This window comes from Clostridium sp., assembly GCF_040797585.1.
Lineage (GTDB): Bacteria > Bacillota > Clostridia > Clostridiales > Clostridiaceae > Clostridium_Z.
In genome coordinates this window covers 1-22,545 of sequence record NZ_JBFNEO010000005.1, presented here as the reverse complement: position 1 = coordinate 22,545, position 22,545 = coordinate 1, and the positions used below count along the sequence as shown (strand labels likewise).

Below are 22,545 nucleotides of genomic sequence, written 5' to 3'. Positions count from 1 at the left end.
AATTTATGAGTTTAAGATTTATATATGGAAGAAGTGGAACGGGAAAGAGTCACTTTTGTCTTAATAATATAAAAGAAGAAATAGATAAAGGGGCATCCAATAAATTAATACTTATAGTACCAGAACAATTTTCTTTTGAGTCTGAGAGGAGACTTCTTAAGCATACTGGAGATAGAGGAGTTTTTAAGTCAGAAGTTTTAAGTTTTAAGAGATTGTGTCATAAGATATTTAATACGGTAGGTGGGATAACTCATAGAAGGTTAAATGATGCTGGTAAATCCATGTTAATGTATAGCGTTTTAGGTAAGGTTAAAAAAGAGTTAGAGGTCTTTAGAAGAGCTAGCTCTAAACAAGGATTTACAGATGTACTTATAGATATAATAACTGAGTTTAAGAGATATAATATTACCCCGGAAATGATAAATGAAACATTAAGCAATATAGGTAATGACGAACTTAAAGGAAAGCTTAAAGACATATATAACATATATAATATATTTGAAAATAAGCTACATGAGAGTTATATAGATAGTGAAGATGAGTTAACCATGGCCTATGAGAAAATGGATGAGTTTAAATTATTAGATGATGCTGAAATATGGATAGATGAGTTTTCAACCTTTACACCTCAGCAATATAACATTATAGAAAAGCTTATGAAAAAAGCTAAAAGAGTTAATATAACTTTATGCTCTAATGGACATAATTATTCTCAGGCAATGGAGAGTGAAGATATATTTTCTTTAGTAAAGGTCACAGAGAATAAGCTACTTCAAATAGCTATGAATAATAATATAGCCCTTGATAATGATATAGATTTAAATAGGGAAAGTTGTTATAGGTTTATAAATGCTAATGAGCTTTTTCATGTAGAGAAAAATTTCTTTAAGTTTCCCTATAGTTTATATAAAAATCCAGTTATGAATCTAAGAATGTATAAGGCATTAAATCCCTATGAGGAAATAGACTGGGTTGCTAGAGATATAACAACTTTAGTTCGGGATAAAGGTTATAGATATAAGGATATAGCTGTTGTATGCAGGGACTTAGATTGTTATGAAAAAATAGTATCAGTTATATTTAATGACTATAATGTACCTTATTTCTTGGATAAAAAGAGAGAACTTACTGATAATCCACTTATTGTATTAATATTATCTATATTTGATATAAAAAATAGAAATTGGTCTTATGAAAGTATATTTAGGTATTTAAAGACAGGAATATTAGACATAGATAGGGAGCATATAGACATTCTTGAGAACTTTGTATTGGCTTATGGGATAAAGGGAAAGAAGTGGCAAGAGTTTTGGACCTATGGTCTTAAGTCAGCTAAGAATCCAGAGGAATATAAAAGAGATGTATTAAATCCTATAAATGAAATAAAGGATATTATAATATATCCTTTAAATAAATTATACGAAAAAATGTCTAACAAATGTACTGTAAGAGAGTTATGTACTTATATATATGAATTTTTAGTTGAAATAAAGGCTATAAGTAAGGTGCAAAGCTTTGTAGAAGTATTTAAAGAAAATGGTGATAATGAAAAGGCTAAGGAATATGACAAAGTAATAGAGGTAGTACTTAAGGTATTAGACCAAATGGTTGAAATAATGGGAGAGGAAAAAGTAGATTTAGATAACTTTATAGATATTATAAATATAGGATTAGAAAGACAAGAGATAGGACTTATTCCAGTGGCTTTAGATGAGGTAATAGTTGGAGATTTAGCTAGAATTAAAAGTTATGATTTAAAGGCTGTTTATATAATAGGAGTTAATGATGGTATTTTTCCGAGGGTATCTAATGAGGAAGGAATACTATCAGATGATGATAGATCCATGCTTAAGGAGTTAGGAGTTGTAATAGCTTCAGATACTAGGACAAAGGCCTTTGAAGAAAATTTTTTAATATACAATGCAATAACTATGGCAAGTAATTATATGGCTATAACTTATCCTTTATCAGATATGGAGGGAGGAGCTTTAAGACCTTCTGTTTTAATTTCTAGGTTTAAAAAGCTATTTCCAAAATTATTAGAAGAAAGTGACTTATTTAAAACTAAGGAGGAGGAAGCTTTAGATAAAATTGTATCACCTGAGCCTACATTTAATGAACTCATATCTGTTATGAGAACTTATTATGATAACAATGAACGAGTTAAGAATATATGGTCAGAGGTTTATTCATGGTTCAAAGAAAAGGATATTTGGAGAGATAAAGCAGAAAGGGTATTTAAAGGACTAAGCTATAATAATCAAGTAGAAAAAGTTAATAAGTATAAAATAAAGACATTATATAAAAGACCATTTACTTTTGATGTATCTAAGATAGAAAGGTATGCTCAATGTCCTTTTTCATATTTTGTTCAATATGGATTAAAGGCAAGAGATAGAAAGATATATGAATTTGGTAATCCAGACTTTGGTTCTTTTGTTCACGAAGTTTTAGATAAGTTCTCAAAAAAGGTTAAAGAAGAAAACTTATCATGGAGTGACATAGATGAGAAGTGGTGCATAGAAAATATAGATAATCTAGTAGAAGGGTTAATTGATGATGAATCTATATTAAAAAGCTCCTCTAGATATGAGTATATGTCTAATAGAATGAAGAAGCTTATAACAAAGTCTGTGACGGTAATTTCAGAACACTTTAAAAGAGGTAGTTTTAATGTGTTAGATAGTGAAATTGTTTTTGGCGAAGGAAAGCATAAACCTATAAAGCTTACTCTTAAGGATGGAGAAGAGATTAACCTAAGGGGAAGAATAGACAGGGTAGATGTACTAGAACATAAGGATGAATTATATATAAGAATAGTAGATTATAAATCAGGAAATAAAAAGTTTAGCTTAGAAGAAGTTTATTATGGCCTTCAGCTTCAACTTCTTATATATTTAGATGCTATACTGCAAAATGAGGAAATTCTTTTAAATAAGAATGTTATACCAGGAGCTATACTTTATTTTAGGGTAGATGATCCAGTAGTATCTACAGAAGGAAAAATATCAAAGGACGAGATTAAGAAGGCTATATTAAAAAATTTAAAGATGAATGGGTTACTTTTAAACAATGCGGAAGTAATAATAGAGATGGATAAGGAGATAAGTGGATATTCTTTAATAATACCTGCCTATGTAGGAAAAAATGGAGTATCAGAGAATAATTCCTCAGTAGCAACTAAAGAACAGTTCAATATACTAAGAGAATATGTGAGAGAAACTATAATTGAATTATGTGGAAGTATGTTAGATGGAAATATACAGATACATCCAGTTAAAAATAATACTAATTCTTGTTGTGACTATTGTGATTTTAAGTCAATATGTCAATTTGATTCTACAATAAAGAACAATAAATATAATATGGTATTAAAGAAGAATAAAGAAGATTTATGGAAGCTTATAGAAAATAAAGTTAAAGAAGGAGAGGAGGTAAAGATTAATGAAAACAAAGTGGACTAGTGAGCAAGAAAGTGCAATAGTTACGAGGAATTGTAATCTTTTAGTTGCAGCGGCAGCAGGTTCCGGAAAAACTGCTGTTTTAGTTGAAAGAATAATAAGAATGATTACTGATTTAAATAACCCTGTAGATATTGATAAGCTATTAGTAGTAACCTTTACCAAGGCGGCAGCTTCAGAAATGAGAGAGAGAATAGGAGATGCTATATCTAAAAAATTAGATGAGAATCCTTCTTCAAAGATATTACAAAGACAGTTAACCTTATTAAATAAATCTAATATAACAACCATGCACTCCTTTTGTCTTGATGTTATAAAAAATAATTTTCATAATATAGATTTAGATCCAAACTTTAGAATAGCAGACCAAACTGAAATAATCCTTATGAAACAAGAGATTATAGAAGAGCTATTTGAAGATATGTATGATTTAGAAGATAAAGATCACGAGTTTTTTAATCTAATAGATGCTTTTTCTGGTAATCGTGATGATAAAAATATTAAGACTCTAGTAGATAGTATATATAGCTTTTCCATGAGTGGACCTAGTCCAAAGATATGGCTTAGAGATAAGGCAGAGGATTTTAACCTAAAAGATGATTTTAATATGGCTAGTTCTAAATGGGTAAGTATACTTATAAAAGGCATAGATGATGAGGTAAATTCTTTTATTAAGGACATGGGGGATATAAGGGATCTATGTGATGAGGAAGGTCTTTTAAAGGCTAAAGAAAATATAGAAGAAACTCTAGGAAACCTTTATATAGTTAGAGAGAATTTAGAAAAGTCCTATGATGATATATACATAAGCTTAGGAAATATAGCTTTTCCAAGACTTACTCTAAAGGGAGTGGAGGAAGAGACAAAAGAAATAATTACAAGCACAAGAAAAGAGGTTAAAAAGAGAATAGAAAAACTTCATAAGTCCATAAATTTTCCTATGGAGGAGAGCGTAGAGGCAATAAAAGAAATGTACCCTATTATGAAGGCTTTAGTTAATCTTATAATAGAATTTATGAATAGATTTGAGGCTAGTAAAAGGAAAAGAGGACTATTAGATTTTAATGATATTGAGCATTTATGTCTTAGGATATTAAATGAAGGATATGAAACAGGTGAGTTTATACCTTCACAAGTTGCCCTTAGCATTAGGGAAAAATTTGATGAGGTCTTAGTAGATGAATATCAGGATAGCAATAATGTACAGGAAACTGTAATTAATCTAGTTTCAAGAAAGTTATCTGATAATCCTAATGTATTTATGGTGGGAGATGTAAAGCAAAGTATATATAGATTCAGACAAGCAAAGCCAGAGTTATTTCTTAATAAATACAATACTTATTCTGAAGAAGAGGGAGAAAAAGATAGAAAAATCCTTCTTTATAAGAATTTTAGAAGTAGAGAAGAAGTTGTAGATGGAGTAAACTATGTGTTTAAGAAAATAATGTCCGAAATGGTAGGAGAGCTTGAATACACAGATAAGGAAGCCTTAAATTTAGGAGCTAATTATAAGGAATATAATGAAGAAGAGGGGGAAGTTGGAGGAGAATTAGAACTTCATATTGTTGATTTAAAAGAAGAAAATAATGAAGAGCTAAGTATAGAAGAGTCTAATTCTGAAGAAGAAGAGGAGAGTCTCGATAAAATACAAATAGAAGCAAAGCTTGTATCTTCAAGAATAAAAGATATTATGAGTGAAGATAAAAACTTTATGGTATATGATAAGGGATTAGATGGATATAGAGAAGTAAAGTTTAAGGATATAGTAATACTATTAAGAGCCACTCAAAACTGGGCAGAGGTGTTTACAGAAGAATTAGCTAAGGAAGGCATACCATGTTATGCAGATGCTTCTTCAGGATACTTTGATACTGTAGAAATAAAGACAATTATGTCCCTCCTTCAAATAATAGATAATCCTCTTCAGGATATACCAATGCTTTCTGTTTTAAGATCTCCTATATTTTCTTTTACAGCTGAGGAGCTAATAGATATTAGAATATTTAATAGAGATAAATATTTCTATGAATCACTTAAAGATATAGCCAGTGATGATTTTGAAGAAAATAATTTTGAATCAGGCTATGAAATTGAACCAGGACTTAAGAGAAAGGCTAAAGGGTTTATTGAAGCTTTAAGCAAATGGAGAGATAAGTCCTTTCATATGCCTATAGATGAATTTATATGGTATTTATACATGAACACAGCTTACTATGGATATGTGAGAGCTATGCCTAGTGGAGTACAAAGACAAGCAAATTTAAGGATATTATTTCAAAGGGCTAAGCAATATGAAAAAACTAGCTTTAAAGGATTGTTTAACTTTATAAACTTCATAAACAAGTTAAAAAAGAGCAGTGGAGATATGGGAAGTGCTAAGACCTTAGGAGAAAATGAAAATGTAGTTAGAATAATGAGTATCCACAAGAGTAAAGGTCTTGAGTTTCCAGTAGTATTCTTAAGCGGATGTGGAAAGCAGTTTAATGACTTAGATTTAAAAGGTCAGATATTATACCATGAAGAGCTTGGATTTGGACCAGATTATGTTGATTATGATAATAAATTTAAGTTTCCTACCATAGCTAAAGAAGCAATAAAGAAAAAAATCAAGATGGAGAATTTATCTGAGGAGATGAGGGTTCTTTATGTTGCCTTTACAAGAGCAAGAGAAAAATTAATAATAACAGGGACAACAAAGGATATAATAAAGGACTGCGAAAAATGGGCTAAAGCAGTTAGGGGAAGGGTTAATGATAAGGTTCCAAGTACAGAGGTATTTAATAGTAAAAGGTACTTAGACTGGATAGCAATGGCTTTAATGATTCATAAAGATGGAAAACCTCTTAGGGATTATTCACAATTAGAAATAGATTCATTAGGAATTGAAGAGTTATCCACATGGAAAATATATAATTATAACAAATATGATTTAATTGTGGATAAAGTTTCAGAGTCTGTGGATGAAGATTTAACAGAGGAAGAGTTTTTTGAAACTAAGCTAGAGAAAATGGCTTACGGTAGTGAAGTTAGTAGAAGATTAAACTGGACATATGATTATATTGAAGCTTCAAGGATACCAGCTAATATATCTGTATCTGAACTAAAGAGAAGTTCCATACTTGAAGAAAATGAGGGAGAGAGTTATAACTTATATGAAGGTAATGAAGAAACTCCTATACTAAAGCCTTTATTTCTACAAGAAAACAAAGGACTTAGTGCAGCCGAGAGGGGTACTGCATTCCACGGAGTTATGCAGCACCTTAACCTGAGCAAAGTAAAAACTATTGAGGAAATAAGAACACAACTTACATTAATGATAGCTAGAGAACTTTTAACAGAAGAAGAAGTTAAAGCTGTAAATCCTTATAAAATATTAAGCTTCTTTAATAGCAATATAGGAAAAAAAGTTTTAAACATATATGCAGAAAATAAGGATTTAGTTCATAGAGAAACACCTTTCTATATAGAAATTCCAAGTACGGCTGTGGATAAGAGTTTAAATAAGGAAAAGTATGAGGGAGAGAAAGTAAGACTTCAAGGAGTTATAGACTGTTTTATAGAGGAAAAAGACCACATTATATTAATAGATTATAAAACAGATTATCTAGAGAACACCGTAGAATCTATTAATAAAATAAAAGATAAGTATAAACTTCAATTAGAATATTATACTGAAGCTTTAGAGAGAATAACAGGAAAAAAGGTAGAAAAAAGATATTTATATTTATCCTTCATAGAGAAAGTTATAGAATTATAAAAAACCAGCTTTTAGCTGGTTTTTTTTATTGATTCTTTTTTTAACTTTATTATAAATGTAATAACAAGTATTATATTAAATAGGGTAAATATAGGAGATATATATAATGCAATGGTTGATAAAATAGGAACCATATAAAAAATATAAGCAAATATAAAACAGATTACAAAGGACATGTAATATATAGATTTATTTTTTATACCAAAAGATTCATTAATTATTTGACAAAATATAAAAAATTCAAGAATTATAACTAATAAGGCTTTAGAATTCCAGAATAAAAGAAATATGTATCTGAAATTGGTAAATACAGGTATATATATATTCTGAATAGCTAATATAAAGGGCCAAGGACTCTTTTTGGTTAAATCTATTCCAAGCCTATATATACAAATAAAGACAAACCAAAATGAGCAAATGAAAACTATTATAAATCCTTTAAGAGAAGTCTTAAATACCTTATGTTTATCAGATGACTTTATAAAAGGGTGTATTATCAATAAGGCCTCTGTAGTTGTAAAATGATATAGGACTCTTAAGCATCCTGAAGCAATACTACTAAAACTAGAATCAAATATAGGTCTTAGATTTAAAAGACTACCTTCATTAAGGGCTATTAAGGATAGTAGTATTAAAATAAATGTAGATATAACTATTACAATAGATACGCGTATAAGAGCTCCAAATCCCTTTAATGCGGCATATAATATAAACAGAGAGAGTATTAATACCATCTTTAAAGGAATAACTGCCTGAGATAAAAATGTTTTATTTAAAACCATTAAATTAGAAAGAATTTGACAGGCATATAGTATAAATTGAACTGAGAAGAGGATATTTAGAGTATTTCCAAATTTATTTCCAAAGAAGCTTTTATTAAGCTTAACTAAGGTTCTATCTCCACAATATTTAATAACAATACTCATTAAATAAAGTATTGTTACTGGATAAATTGCACCTATCATTAAGCAAATTAAAGCGTCCTGGTTAGCAGAGATAATTAAATCATAGGGAAGTTTCAATAGGTCTACTCCTAGAAATAGGGATATTATAAATAAGGAGAGCTGCATACTATTAATTTTTTCTTTTTCTGGTATCATCTAAAAATCTCCTCTTCCAAATGATTCTAAGATAATTTCTACATTAACGTCTATCTTTGAGTTACAAACAATATGATCCCAATCTATATTCTTTCCCCTACCTTCTTTAGCTATAACATATCTTCCAAGCTCTAAGCAATCAACCTTGTATTTAGTTTGCATATCTTCAATAAATGCATAACACTGTTTTTTAAATTTATCCTCTAGTTTATTCTGAGCTTCTTTTATTTTCTCAGGAGAATTTGATAGATTTTCATACATAGTATTTAAACTTACCTCACCGACCATAGTTATATTTATGGTAAAGTAAAATTTTCCATCTGAATCTTTAGTACAATCAACCTTTCTATAAGTGGTAACATTACAGTCCATAGATTTATCATTAGATTCTTTTATAGATATGATTCCTTTTAAACTATTTTCTCTTAGTATATTCATAACCTTACTATCCTCATCATCTAAATATGTAGTTAATTTATCTCCTTTAAATAGAGCTAAGCCTGATATGGCAGGACTTCCATTCTTTATATCTATATAAGGCAATACAAGATTCCTACCTTCGGAGGATAAATAAGCATATATATCTATAAGCCTATAATTCTCAGAACGAAATGTACCATAAAAAGAAGGTTTTAGTAGACCTTCAATAAAGTCCGCAATATCAATATCTCCACTTAAGTCTAAAGCCAATAGATCCTTACCAGGAATTCTAGTTATGGCACATCGACATAAGTCAGTATAAGATCTAGTAGAAAAAAATAAATCCATACTTTTATTTAAACCAGACTCAGATAAGTTTTCACCAAATAATATAGCTTTTTGAAGCCCGGGAAGTATAGTACCTTTTGATGTTAAGTCATAGTTTGCCCTGGCAATGCCAAGGGTCACCCCACTAGAGGTTGGGTTTAGTTTTCTTTTAGGTTCATTTTTCTTATAGCTATAGGTGGAGTTTTCTATTAAAAAAACTTCCTCATTTCCTTGTTTTTCTATATCTAAAACACTTATTGATGGTATAGTTAAATCCTCAATAGGTACATTAGATTTTTTATACACCAGAAAAGTGTATATAGCTATAGATACTATAAGTATTGTTACAATTTTTCTATTACTCAGTCTCATAGTTTTCTACTCCTTTTTAAGTTTCGTTGGAATAGCTTTAAAGGTTTCTTTAAGCTTATATAAAGGAGCTCTTATTAGAATATCTCTTAAATCAGATATATATAAGTCTAAGTATGGAACGCCTAAATTCTTTATAGAACAAAGGTGAATAATTAAAAATGTCAGTCCAAGAGATATACCTAGAAGCCCAAGGGAATTAGATAGAATTAGCATAGGAAAGGTAAGCATTCTTATAGTTAAGGACATTTCGTAATTAGATATTAAAAAGCTTGCAATGGTGCTTACCCCTATTACAAATAAAGTTGTTGGGCTTACTATTTGAGATTGTACAGCAGTCTGACCAACTATAATACCTCCAGCTATACTTAAAGTTTGAGCTACCTTATTAGGCATTCGAAGGCTTCCTTCTCTTAAGAATTCTATAACTATCTCCATGAGGAGTATTTCTAAAAAAGGTGACAATGGAATACCCTGTCTAGATTGAATAATTGGACCTATGAACTTAAGTGGTATTAATTCAGAGTTATGAGCAATAAGAGCTAGATAAAAAGGAGATAGGGTTAATTTTAGAAAAACAGCTAATAATCTTAAAAATCTAATTAAGGAAGATACAAGAGTTCTTTCATTATAATCCTCAATAGATTGAAAAAATTCGAAAAACACTGAAGGTACTGTTAGTACGGAGGGAGATCCATCAACAAGGATAGCTATTTTCCCACTCATTAAATGTGCCTTAACTCTATCAGTGCGTTCAGTATAGAAGTTTTGAGGAAAAGGAGAATAGGGATTATCTTCAATATACTGATCTAAAACCCCACTATCAGTAAGACTATTAATTCTTAAAGAGTTAATTTTTATTACAAGTTCGTTCAATACATCATCATCTACTAAATCTTCAAGATATAATATGGTTACCCTTGTTTCACTTCTACTACCTAAAATAAAATTTTGAGACTTAAGATTTTTATCTTTTAATATTCTCTTAATAAGAGATAGGTTTAAGTCTAAATTTTCAACGAAGCTTTCTTTTGATCCCCTAACAGATGATTCATTTTCAGGTTCAGAAATAGCTCTTTTAGAACAATGATTAGTATCAAAAATTAAGAAAGTTCTTATATTGCTGATGTAAAGTAAAGTTTTTCCGTTTTTAAGTCCATCTATAGCCTTTATGGTATCAGCGCTAACATCAACTTTATAAAATGGTATATATTTTTCTAAGATATATTGAGGTGTATCCTCGCTTATAGGAATATATTCATCAACATCACGTAATAACGGTTTTAATATATTCTCATTTATTAGGGTTCTATTTACCAGACCATCTATATATAAAACCATAGCTTTAACGTTATTTGTTCCTATAAGAATACTTCTATTTATTAGTGAGGAGCTTACCTGAATTTCTTTACTGAGATCTTTTAACACATCATCTAATTCATACATAAAATCACCCATTAATAGTATTAATATAAAGGGGTTTTTTATACTAAATATGAAAGTATTTTATAGAAAATCCTCTAAAATATTCGATATTTGTCTAAAGTGAAATTTATTAATAAATATAAATGCAAATAAATACTTAATATATGGAGGTACCCCATGGAGTTTAATAAAACGAATCCTCATTAAGATGGTGTTATTTCCATAATCTAAAGGTTAGATGAGTTAATCTAGGGGAGTAGCATTGTAATAGGATGGGGTCGTTACAGTTTGTAGCCATCAAATAAAAAAGGGGATGCCACACAAAGAATAAAACTACAATATATTGTATTAGATTTTTAAATTCTAAGACAATATATTGTGGTTAGATTTCTTAATGCCACAGCCCCTTAAAGAAAAATATAGAACTTATTAAATTTAACCCTAGATATTAAAATTAATAATAGAATCATAAATAGATTTTACCACTGAATCTATTCTTTCATAATCTACTAATTCAGGAGAATCATTTTCTGTGTTAATTACATCTTTAATGTTTTCTTCGGTTATCCAGATGCTAGTATGACCTTTATTTTGAAAACTAAATTCATCACTTGCTACACCAGATAAAACTTTATTTGAAATATTTAAGTTATTATTTTTAAAGGAAGTTTTCATATGAGAATATAATTTATCATACTCCTTATCTTTCTTATTTTTTAATAAGATATTCATAAACACAATATCTCCACCATTTTTATAACCTATTGAATCAATATTTATATTGTAAATTTTACTGTAAGATTTACTAATGTCATTAACAAAATTAGTACTTCCATAGAATCCATATTCTTCCCCGTTAAATGCAGCGAAAATAATATCAAAATTAAACTGATTGGTTTTTGATTTAGTCTTAAGTTCGTTAGCTAATTTAATTAAGGCAGCTGATCCTGAAGCATTATCAATGGCACCCTTAAATAGCTTACCATCTTTAATTCCTAGGTGATCAAAATGAGCAGATATAACAAGTGCATTTTGATTGTTAGTGCCACTTATTTTACCAACTACATTATTAGCTTCTTTATTAGTAGTAATAGTGGTGTCGTGATTTTCAGAAACTTCATAGGTATAATTATGATAAAAACTATCTTTGAATACTGTATCTAATTCAAGATCAGAAAAAATATTATAAAGATATTCCTCAGTGAGTTTATTACCTTTCTCTCCAACTTTTCTACCTTGAAATTCATCAGAACAAAGCCTTGTTACTATATCTTTTGCATTAGGGATGGTTATCTCTTCTGATTCAACAACGGGATCTTTAACCTCCGTACTTGATTGTTTGTATTGGTTTGAACACCCTGTTAAAAGAAAAATAGATATTAACAATAATGATATAGTTAATTTGAAGTTTTTAAACATAATTGAATCTCCTTAGGTATTTTATATTACATAGCATTATTAACATAAATAAGGATAGTTATACAAGTTATACTAAGGGTAAGAAATGCTGATATATTAAGCAATATTTATAATTAGCTTAGCATAAGAATGGAGCAAAAAATGGAGTATTATGTAATAGGCATGTGGAAAAAATATAAGATATATAGACAAATTTTATATCAGTTTAAGAGAGATAGTTGTGTCATGGGTTGCTTGGGAATGAATCTTAAGTTCTGATTATTTACATCATGTCTAAAGATTGAATTCTAAGATTGTATATCTATAGATAAACTATCTCAAAGCTCAATCTTTGAATACGCATTAAATAATCTTAGCTTGGGATTTAGTTTCAATTATCATGTGGTATATATATAGATAAACCACCTCGAAACTCATCTTTGAATACGGATTAAATAATCTTAGTTGGTGATTTAATTTCAATTATAACGTGGTTTATCCATATAATATAAAAACAAAACAAAAGAGGACAAGATACATAGCTTGTCCTCTTTTTATATAGAAAATAACACCATATATATAGGTATGAAGATTAAGCTCATAATGGTGCTTAAAGAACCTATTGTGGTTGCAAATTTATAATCTGCATCATAAACTTTACAAATAATAGCTACCTGAGTCATTACAGGCATAGCTGCAATTATTATAAATACCTTTTGAGTAAGTAGTGGAAAATATGTATTTCTCATTAAAAGAGCTACCACTAAAGGGGAAATTATAAAACGACCAATTAACACAGTTAAACTGGTAAGGTCTATTTTTAAGTCTTTTAATGAAAGTTCATGTAATGTTATACCTATAAATAATAGAGGAAGAGGTGTGGTTAAGCTTCCCATATACATAAAAGTATCCATTATAAACTTAGGAGGAGTAATCCTCGTAACTATTAATATTATAGCTATAATAAAGGAGATTAAAGGAGGAGTACATAGGTTTTTAATAGTATTTTTTAAGCTAAATACCTCATCTATGTAACCACCATCTTTTTTTATAAAATAAACCCCAACTGACCAAAATAATAGAGTATTTACTATGTAATAAATCAGGACATAGGGAATAGATTCAGTACCAAATAAAGATACACTTACAGGCAGTCCTACAAATATCGTATTAGATAATGAGAACATACAGTAAAAGGTACCTCTTATACTTTTATCTATATTAAGAAATTTAGAAATTATAAAGCTTAGAAAGAAATTAATTAACATAGATAAAAGTGGTATAAGAATCATATTACGAGAATTTATAAGACTATCTAAAGAAAAAGTTGTTAATAGATTATATATCATAAAACAAGGTAAAGACACATTTATAACTATTTTAGAGAATACAGAACCAATATCAGGGTTTAAGATTTTAATCTTAGTTAGAAAAAATCCAAGACCTATCATTAAAAATATAGTTAAGACACTTTGCATAGCTTGTATAATAGACATATTGTAACCGTCCTTATTAAATAATTTTAAACAATTAATTATATTATAAGTTAAATTTCGGTATTAATATAGGGTTTTTACCATATTACATAGAGTTTCTTTTTCATTAAGTGAAGGGTTTTCTAAAACTTTATTAAGTAGTAGATTTAAGATAATACCTACATCTTTACCTTTCTTAACACCTAAGGTTATTAAATCATTACCTGTTATATTAATGTCCTTTAAATATATAGGATCATTATTTTCTATTATTTCACTCAATGTTTTTTCTACATATTCTATAGAGGATAATATATTTAATCTACTATTTAAATCTAAAGAGACGGACTTTGATTTTTCAAAGGAAATCATCCTATTTACTAAATCTAAATTTCTAGGAGATAAAAACTTCTTTATATCAGTCTTTGAGTTAAGAGTTAGTATATTATTACTTTCTTTAATTATCAAGCTACAGGTTTTAATTGTGTTACTGTCGAATTTTAAATTTTTTAATGTATTAGCACAAGTGTTGCAATTAAAAATGTGGGCTTCATGATATTCATTAGAAAAACCATTGGCATTGTAAAACAAAGAAGTTAATCTAAGAATTATGTCCTCTTTAGTAGAATCAAGAGTACTGAGAATATCATTAAAAAGCTCCTCATTAAAAGGCACATATAGGTTAGGAAGTATATACTTAAGTAAGCTGCATTGGTGTAATAGATTAATACCAACAGAAGGTTTTTTCGACATAAGTATTTTATATAATTCATCCCTTACCCTTTCTTTACTTATATTATTAATAAGATTACTATTATCTCCAATTGAGGATAGAGTATTTTCTTCTATATTAAATCCTAAGGTAGAGGAAAATCTTATAGATCTAATCATTCTAAGAGCGTCTTCTTTAAATCTTTTAGAGCCATCACCAACAGATCTAATAAGATTATTTTTTAAGTCATTTTTCCCATTAAAGAAATCTTTAAGCCCTAGGGTAGGATTATAAGCCATGGCATTTATAGTAAAATCACGTCTTGATAAGTCTTCTTTTATATCATTAACAAAGGCCACATTAGAAGGATGCCTATTATCTAAGTAATCTCCTTCTGTTCTAAAGGTTGTAACCTCGAATCCTTCGCCATCTAGCATAACAGTTATAGTACCATGTTTTATTCCTGTAGGAATAGTATTAGAAAATAACTTCTGTATGTCTTCAGGGTGACAATTAGTAGTTATATCCCAATCCTTTGGAGAAATTCTAAGAAGCAGATCCCTTACACATCCGCCAACTATATATGATTCATATCCAGCTTTTGAGAAAGTATCTAATATATATTGAACCTTTAAAGGTAAATTAAACATCATATCACCTATCCTTATAAAGTATCATCTTAAACTAAGAACTAACTTATTACATTATATAATAACAGAAGTTGTATAGGAAATATAAGAAAAAAGCAAAATGTATTGAAAATTCTAAAAATTACAACTAGAATTAAATGTAATAGTATTAAAATACATAAGGGGGATTTATTATGTTTTTAAAACGATTAGTTAGTACCTTTGGAGTTAGTGGATATGAAAGAGATGTAAGAAACATTATAAAAGAGGAAATAGAGAAATATGCAGATGATATAGTAGTAGACCATTTAGGAAATCTTATCATATATAAGGAGGGTTATGGTCAGAATAAGAAAAAAATGATGGCATCAGCGCATATGGATGAAATAGGATTTCAGGTAATAAAAATAGATGATAAAGGATTTGTAAAGGTAAGAGCATTAGGTGGAATACCTGTTTTAAACACCATAATGAGTAGAGTGAAGTTTAGAAATGGAACCATAGGATTAGTTTCTTCAACCTGTAAAGCTGCTGATGTAAAGAATGATATAAAGAAGCTTTATATAGACATTGGAGCTAAGGATAAGGAGGATGCTCTTAAATATGTTAAGGTTGGAGACGTGGCTTCCTATGAGGGAGATTTAGTAGAACTTAAGGGAAATAATATAGCTGCTAAGGCTATAGATGATAGAATAGGATGTTATATACTAGCAGAGGCGTTAAAGAGAATAGATGATCCATACAATGACTTATATTTTGTATTCTCAGTTCAAGAAGAGGTTGGGCTTAGAGGAGCCACAGTTTCTGCTAATAGAATAAAACCAGAAATAGGAATAGCTATAGATGTTACAATAGCAAGTGATTATCCTGATTCTGGAGATGGTAGCAACGAAGTAGGAGGAGGGACAGCTATAAAGATATCAGATGCATCTGTAATATGTGATGAATATCTAGTTGAGGAAATGATAAATACCTGCGAAGAAAATAATATAAAATATCAAAGAGACGTAATAGATGCAGGGGGAACAGATGCAGGGGCTATAAATAGATCAAATTTTGGAGTAAAATCTTCAGGTATATCTGTTGCTACAAGATACACCCATGGAAGCAACTGCCTTGTAAATATGGATGATGTAGAAGCATCAATAGAGTTACTTTCAAAATATATCAATAGAGAGTTTAAGTTTTATTAGAATTAATATATTAACTTAATCTAATTTAAGTAATTATATCTTAAGTTAAGTTAATTTTATAATTATAATGATGAAAAATTTAGGTTTTAAAGGCTAATAATTTTAGTAGAATAACTTAATTATCACAGGAAGTAATTTAGTTAAAATGATAAAAACACTATGAGTTTCTTACTACTAACAAACTCATAGTGTTATTTTATTTATTAAGAGCTATTGATCACTATTTTTAGGTTTTAAAATATAATTTAAACAATTTACTTAAGATACGTTACTTTTTAAAGTATATAGTAGATTTTTTACTATAAATAATAAAATAGCTTTTAATTCTGAACTATAAAATTATAGTTATTGGTGTATAATATATTAATGTAGTGTATCTATTAATAGCAAAGGTGGATTTACATGGAAAATATAAAAATAATGAACCTTGAAGAAGGTAAAAGAATTGAAAGCTTTTATTTAATAAAATCTATAGATTGTAAGACAACAAATTCAAACAATAGGAAGTATCTAGATATTAATCTATGTGATAACAGTGGAGAAATAAATGCAAAGCTTTGGGATGTTAGAGAAGACGAGGATAAGGTTTTAAAAAATAATACAATAGTTAAAGTAAAGGGAATGATCTTAGCGTGGCAAGGCTCTCTTCAGTTAAAGATTGAGAAGATAACCAATTTAGATGAAAATGATAAGGTAAATATAGATGATTTTGTAATAAGTGCTCCTTATAAATCTGAGGATATGTATGACAGAGTTTATTCTTATATAAATTCTATAGATAATAAAGATATAAAAGATATAGTTCAATATATTTTTGAAGTGAATAAGGAAAAGCTTATGTATCATCCTGCAGCAAAGAAGAACCATCATGCCATAAGAGGGGGGCTACTATACCATATACTAACTATGTTGATAGCTGGAGAAAAGTTATGTGAAGTTTATGATTATATAAACAAGGATCTCTTATATGGAGGAATAATTCTACATGATATGTGCAAGATAGATGAAATGGATGCTAATGAATTAGGATTTGTAAGAGAGTACTCTACGGTAGGAACATTAGTTGGACATATATCTATAGGAGTATCTAAAATAAATGAGGTAGGAGAAGCTTTAGGAAGTAGTAAAGAAGTAATCATGCTTCTTCAACATATGGTTTTATCCCATCATTATGAGCCTGAATATGGAAGCCCTATAAAACCAATGATAATCGAGGCAGAAATGCTCCATTATCTAGATGTTCTAGATGCAAGAATGTATGATATGAAAAAAGCTTTAAATGAAACCAAGGAAGGTGAATTTTCAGAAAGAATATGGTCACTGGAGAATAGAAGAGTATATAACCATAACATAAAATAACTAAGATAATTAAACCTCATATCCAACTTTTATTTAGGTGGATATGAGGTTCTTATTCTTCATAAAATTAAAATTAGATTATTAATTAAAAGTTTCTTTGCTAATTAGGCTTTTTAAACACTAAAATAAAATCTCTATAGTATATTTCAAAATTCTATATATAGTAGGTTATAGAAATTGTCATATAGGTTCATGGATTTAGCTAACAATTCCTTCTTGCTCTAGAACCTTTGAGGCATTATAAGAACTTCTAACTAGAGGAGCAGAAGCCACATATTTAAATCCTAGTTCATAAGCTATATCTCTATACTTATTAAATACATCAGGATGTACATATTCTACTACTTCTAAGTGATTATTAGTAGGAGCTAAGTATTGGCCTATAGTTACAATATCACAATTTACCTCTCTAAGATCTTTTAAAAGACTTATAATCTCTTCTTCACTTTCTCCAAGGCCAACCATAAAACCAGATTTAGTTAGTATACTACTATTTATTTCTTTAGAATTTTTTAGAAGGTCCAGGGATCTTTTATATATAGCCTGTGGACGTACAGTTTTATAAAGATTAGGCACTGTTTCCACATTATGATTAAGTATTTCAGGCTTAGCATCTAATATGGTTTTTAAATCATCTACATTGCCCTTTAAATCAGATATAAGCACTTCCACTGTGGTAGAAGGATTAAGTCTTCTTATCTCAGTTATTACTTTAGCAAAGTGAGATGCTCCCCCATCTTTCAGGTCATCACGGGTAACTGTTGTTATAACTGCATGCTTTAATCCAAGTTTATTTACTGCTTCAGATATGTGAACAGGCTCTAATTCATCTACAGGTTGTGGAGTACCAGGTGTTACATTGCAGAATCTACAATTTCTAGTACAGACACTTCCAAGAATCATAAATGTAGCAGTTTTTCTATTAAAGCACTCAACCCTGTTAGGACAGCTTGCCTCATCACATACGGTATTTAATCTAAGACTATTAGTTAAAGCTTTTACAGCCTTTAAGTTAGAGTTAAGTTCAATTTTAATTTTTAACCAGTCAGGTTTTCTCTTATGCATAAACTCATCTCCTTAAAATAAATTTAGATTATTCATAAAAAAATCTAGTGCTTTGTATAAGATTAAATAATAAATTTTCTATAAATAATATATATTAGCTTGTACATGCAATAATTAAGAGCTAAAACATTAGGAATAAAATATCCTCAGAGGTGATTCCTTTTATATACTCATCTATAGGAAGTTCTTCTAAAAGTTTAAGTATAGAAGCTTCTTCATGTCTTATTCCTATAAATTTATCTTCAAGGTCTTTTAAATCCCTTGTAAAGAAGAAATCCCCATAAAACTTTAAGCTTTCTATAAGGCCATTTTTAACATTAAAGTTTAGTTCAATGGTACCACCAGGGAATCTTTTTTCTTTTGAATATGTATACCTAGGAGAAATACCAAAGTTCCAATTCCAAGTTGAAAATCTATTTTTTACAATGTCATCTATTTTATCTAATTCATTTTTATTAAATTCGTACAAGGTTGTTTGTCCATATATATTCATAACGAAATTTATTACATAGTCTTTGAACTCTAACACAGACATAGGAGTAGATAAGTGATCGCTTATATTGGTTACTCTAGATATTATAGATTTTACTCCCTTATCTTTTATCTTTAATGGATTTACCTTTAATGCAGAGGATAGATCAGTCATTGAACTAGAAAATAAGAGAGTTCCATGATGTAGAACTTTATCTTTGTGATAATATTGAGCATTACCAGAAAACTTCTTACCATCTATTACTAAGTCATTTCTACCAGAAAACTCTGCATTTATCCCTAAGTTATTTAATGCTTTTAATAAAGGATCGGTAAATTTTCTAAAGTTTGCAGCTACATCCTCTGTATTTTTAGAGATAAATGTAAAATTTATATTTCCTAAATCATTAAAGACCGCACCTCCACCAGTTAATCGACGAACAACCTTAATATTTTTTTCTTTTACATAATCAATGTTTATTTCAGAAAAAGCATTTTGGTTTTTACCGATTAATATACAAGGTTCATTTCTCCAAAGCATGAAGCATTCATCGGGCAAATTTTCCAGTACATATTGTTCAGCAGCATGGTTAAAATAAGGATTAGTATTATTATGATTTATGAATAACATATTAGATACCTTCTCTTTCACTATATAATGGGATTTAATGACATTATATCATGAAAGAAAAAATATAAGAATAAAAATTAAGAATATTTAAAAAATTATATATTTATGTACATAAGTAAAAGTATATTCAAACTTTATTTAAAAACTACTGATAAAAACTTTGGTAATATATTTAATAAGGAGATTTTAAGAATATATAGTATTTTTTAAAGACATAAGATATAAGGAGGATTTTTATGAACTTTTTTAAACGTTTTGGTAGCAGTATATATGATTTCAAATCATATAATTTATTAAGGAAAACATCTAATGGATCTACATTTTTATATTTATTGGTGCTTATTTTAATACTATCCATTGGAATTACTATTAGGCCATTAATGGGTATTAGAAACTATAATAATGTAATAAGTCAGGCAATAGACGATAAAATAAAAACTATGGAACTTAAGGATGGCACTCTTGTTGTAAATGGTGGAGAAGAAATTGTCTCCTACGGAGAGGATAAGGATACATATTTTGTAGTGGATACAAAGGGAGAAGTAGATAAAGACAAATTTATAGGTAAATCAGGAATTATATTAACAAAGGAGGGTTTTCAGGCGGATTTTGGAAGTATAACTAATAATACAATGGCAACCAGCAAGGTTGATAAATCTTATGCTAGTGTAGGTTTAGGAAATATGGAGTTAGATCTTATAGGACATATAAATAATTCTTCACAAATTTTAAATAGGCTATTTACTATAGGTGTACCTATATCTAATTTAATAAGTAATGCAGTAATGGCGCTTATATATGCTTTAGTAGTAGGTATTATGGCAGGGTATAGACAGTTAAAATTAACCTTTGGAGAAAGATATAAAATTTCTATTTATGCTATGACATCAATAATACTAATAAGAACATTATTAGGATTAATAGGCTTTGGGGTACATTTTATGATATCATTTTTAGTAGTATGTACTTATTTGTTTATGGCTACAAAAGCTATAAAGGAAGAGGAAGTACAAGATTTAAATTCTTAAGGGGGATTTTATATGTCAAAAGTAGTAGAAAAATTCTTAAAATATGTAAAGTATAATACTCAATCTAGTACTGAAACAGGAACCACTCCTAGCACTAAAGGACAATTAGTTCTTGCAGAAGAGTTGGTTAAGGAGTTAAAGGAAATAGGTATGAAAGATATATCCTTAGATGAAAATGGATATGTTATGGCGACTTTACCAAGTAACAGCGAAAAAAGTGTTAAAACAATAGGATTTATATCTCATATGGATACAGCACCAGATTACTCTGGAGCTAATGTAAATCCTCAATTTGTAGAAAATTATGATGGAGGAGATATAGTATTAAACAAGGAAAAGAATATAGTATTATCTCCAAAGTCATTCCCAGATCTTAATCATTATGTTGGTAAAACTTTAATAACTACAGATGGAAATAGCCTTTTAGGAGCTGATGATAAGGCAGGGGTAGCAGAGATAATCACAGCTATGGAATATCTAATAAATCATCCAGAAATAAAACATGGAGAAGTAAAGATATGTTTTACTCCAGATGAAGAAATAGGAGAAGGAGCAGATCACTTTGATGTTAAAAAGTTCGGAGCAGAAGTTGCTTATACTATGGATGGAGGAATGATTGGAGAGCTTGAATATGAGAATTTTAATGCAGCTGGTGCAGAAGTCATATTTAATGGTAGAAATGTTCACCCAGGAAGTGCTAAGAATAAGATGGTAAACTCTATGCTTATAGCATCAGAATTCATAGAAAAAGCTCCTAAGAGTGAAACTCCAGAAATGACAGAGGGATATGAAGGATTTTACCTATTATGCGATATTAAAGGTACTGTTGAAAAATCTGAACTTTCGTATATAATCAGAGATTTTGATAAGAATACCTTTGAAGATAAAAAAGCTAACATGAAAAAGTGGGCCGATGAAATAAACAATACTTATGGAGAAGGAACTTGTGAAATTTCAATAAAGGACCAGTATTACAACATGAAGGAAAAGGTTGAACCTGTAAAGTATGTTGTCGATATAGCTTTTGAAGCTATGAAGGAAGTGGGGATAGAGCCTATAGTAAGACCTATAAGAGGTGGTACTGATGGAGCAAGACTTTCTTATATGGGATTGCCTTGCCCTAACATATTTACTGGTGGAGAGAACTTCCATGGTAAATATGAATATATACCAGTGGAATCTATGGAAAAGGCAGTGGAAGTTATAGTTAAAGTAGCTGAGATTTATGAAAAAAGAGCATAAGTAAGATTAAGAGCACATACAAAGTTTATAAACTTTATATGTGCTCTTTTATAATTAAGGTTAATTATTTAAATTAAAGAATACTTTTTTTCTAAGAAGTTTACTCCTATATATGAGGAGAAGAATAGAACTATTATTGATATAATATCAATATAAGGATTTAATATATTAACTATAGTTAAATTAATTCCTAAAGTAATTGATGTACATAATAAAATATTTAAAAATATTAAGAACTTTTTAGAATAAAAATGTCTATTAAGATTTTCTATTTTTAAGTTGTTATAAAGTTTTTCTACACATAGAAGGATTATAATTAGGCTTATAATGAGAGGTATAAGCATAAGCTGCCATATAATACTACCATTCATGATTCCTGAAGGTATAAGGTTATATCTTAAATATGCATATGTATCATAAAATTTAGTATTAAGAATTAGTGATAATTTATTTAAAATCATAAGTAGTGAAAATGGAAGTAAT

The 22,545-nt window shown here is 28.9% G+C and carries 15 protein-coding genes; 6 read left to right on the top strand and 9 right to left on the bottom strand.

Going from position 1 to position 22,545, the window contains the following annotated elements; translation table 11 throughout:
• Positions 1-5: 5 nt before the first annotated feature.
• Positions 6-3,464, top strand: coding sequence for a helicase-exonuclease AddAB subunit AddB (gene addB / locus AB2369_RS00675; protein ID WP_367664544.1), 3,459 nt, complete (start codon positions 6-8; stop codon positions 3,462-3,464).
• Complete coding sequence (gene addA, locus AB2369_RS00670) at positions 3,445-7,218, top strand: helicase-exonuclease AddAB subunit AddA (RefSeq protein WP_367664543.1); 3,774 nt, start codon at positions 3,445-3,447, stop codon at positions 7,216-7,218. Before addB ends, addA begins: the two co-directional genes overlap by 20 nt.
• A gap of 11 nt (positions 7,219-7,229) precedes the next feature.
• Here the strand turns inward: addA and AB2369_RS00665 are convergent, their stop codons facing one another.
• The 6 genes from AB2369_RS00665 to AB2369_RS00640 form a co-directional block, all read right to left on the bottom strand.
• On the bottom strand, positions 7,230-8,318 hold the full coding sequence (locus AB2369_RS00665) for an endospore germination permease (protein WP_367664542.1): 1,089 nt from the start codon (positions 8,316-8,318) through the stop codon (positions 7,230-7,232).
• On the bottom strand, positions 8,319-9,437 hold the full coding sequence (locus AB2369_RS00660) for a Ger(x)C family spore germination C-terminal domain-containing protein (RefSeq protein WP_367664541.1): 1,119 nt from the start codon (positions 9,435-9,437) through the stop codon (positions 8,319-8,321).
• Between the two features lie 6 nt (positions 9,438-9,443).
• On the bottom strand, positions 9,444-10,880 hold the full coding sequence (locus AB2369_RS00655) for a spore germination protein (RefSeq protein ID WP_367664540.1): 1,437 nt from the start codon (positions 10,878-10,880) through the stop codon (positions 9,444-9,446).
• Between the two features lie 420 nt (positions 10,881-11,300).
• On the bottom strand, positions 11,301-12,278 hold the full coding sequence (locus AB2369_RS00650) for a M28 family peptidase (protein WP_367664539.1): 978 nt from the start codon (positions 12,276-12,278) through the stop codon (positions 11,301-11,303).
• Between the two features lie 533 nt (positions 12,279-12,811).
• Entirely contained in the window at positions 12,812-13,753 is a 942-nt protein-coding gene (locus AB2369_RS00645) for an AEC family transporter (RefSeq protein ID WP_367664538.1), read from the bottom strand.
• A 63-nt stretch (positions 13,754-13,816) separates the two neighbouring features.
• Positions 13,817-15,097, bottom strand: coding sequence for a CCA tRNA nucleotidyltransferase (locus AB2369_RS00640; protein ID WP_367664537.1), 1,281 nt, complete (start codon positions 15,095-15,097; stop codon positions 13,817-13,819).
• A gap of 170 nt (positions 15,098-15,267) precedes the next feature.
• On the opposite strand from AB2369_RS00640, the gene AB2369_RS00635 reads away from it, so the two are divergent.
• Together AB2369_RS00635 and AB2369_RS00630 are read left to right on the top strand one after the other, a co-directional pair.
• A complete protein-coding gene (locus AB2369_RS00635) occupies positions 15,268-16,266 on the top strand; it encodes a M42 family metallopeptidase (RefSeq protein ID WP_367664536.1) in 999 nt (332 codons plus the stop codon).
• A gap of 402 nt (positions 16,267-16,668) precedes the next feature.
• Positions 16,669-17,625 (top strand): 3'-5' exoribonuclease YhaM family protein, encoded by a 957-nt coding sequence (locus AB2369_RS00630; protein WP_367664535.1) that lies wholly within the window; start codon positions 16,669-16,671, stop codon positions 17,623-17,625.
• A gap of 198 nt (positions 17,626-17,823) precedes the next feature.
• Here the strand turns inward: AB2369_RS00630 and lipA are convergent, their stop codons facing one another.
• Together lipA and AB2369_RS00620 are read right to left on the bottom strand one after the other, a co-directional pair.
• Positions 17,824-18,690: a lipoyl synthase gene (gene lipA / locus AB2369_RS00625; RefSeq protein WP_367664534.1), complete on the bottom strand. Its 867-nt coding sequence runs from the start codon at positions 18,688-18,690 to the stop codon at positions 17,824-17,826.
• Between the two features lie 121 nt (positions 18,691-18,811).
• The gene (locus AB2369_RS00620) at positions 18,812-19,792 is read right to left on the bottom strand and encodes a lipoate--protein ligase (RefSeq protein ID WP_367664533.1); all 981 of its coding nucleotides are present in this window, start codon (positions 19,790-19,792) and stop codon (positions 18,812-18,814) included.
• 236 nt (positions 19,793-20,028) lie between these two features.
• Here AB2369_RS00620 and AB2369_RS00615 point away from each other — a divergent pair, with 236 nt between their 5' ends.
• Together AB2369_RS00615 and pepT are read left to right on the top strand one after the other, a co-directional pair.
• Positions 20,029-20,820 (top strand): DUF1189 family protein, encoded by a 792-nt coding sequence (locus tag AB2369_RS00615; RefSeq protein ID WP_367664532.1) that lies wholly within the window; start codon positions 20,029-20,031, stop codon positions 20,818-20,820.
• A gap of 12 nt (positions 20,821-20,832) precedes the next feature.
• Positions 20,833-22,062: a peptidase T gene (gene pepT / locus AB2369_RS00610; protein ID WP_367664531.1), complete on the top strand. Its 1,230-nt coding sequence runs from the start codon at positions 20,833-20,835 to the stop codon at positions 22,060-22,062.
• A gap of 68 nt (positions 22,063-22,130) precedes the next feature.
• On the opposite strand, the gene AB2369_RS00605 is transcribed toward pepT, so the two are convergent.
• The coding region (locus AB2369_RS00605) for a hypothetical protein (protein WP_367664530.1) at positions 22,131-22,545 on the bottom strand (415 nt) is incomplete at its 5' end.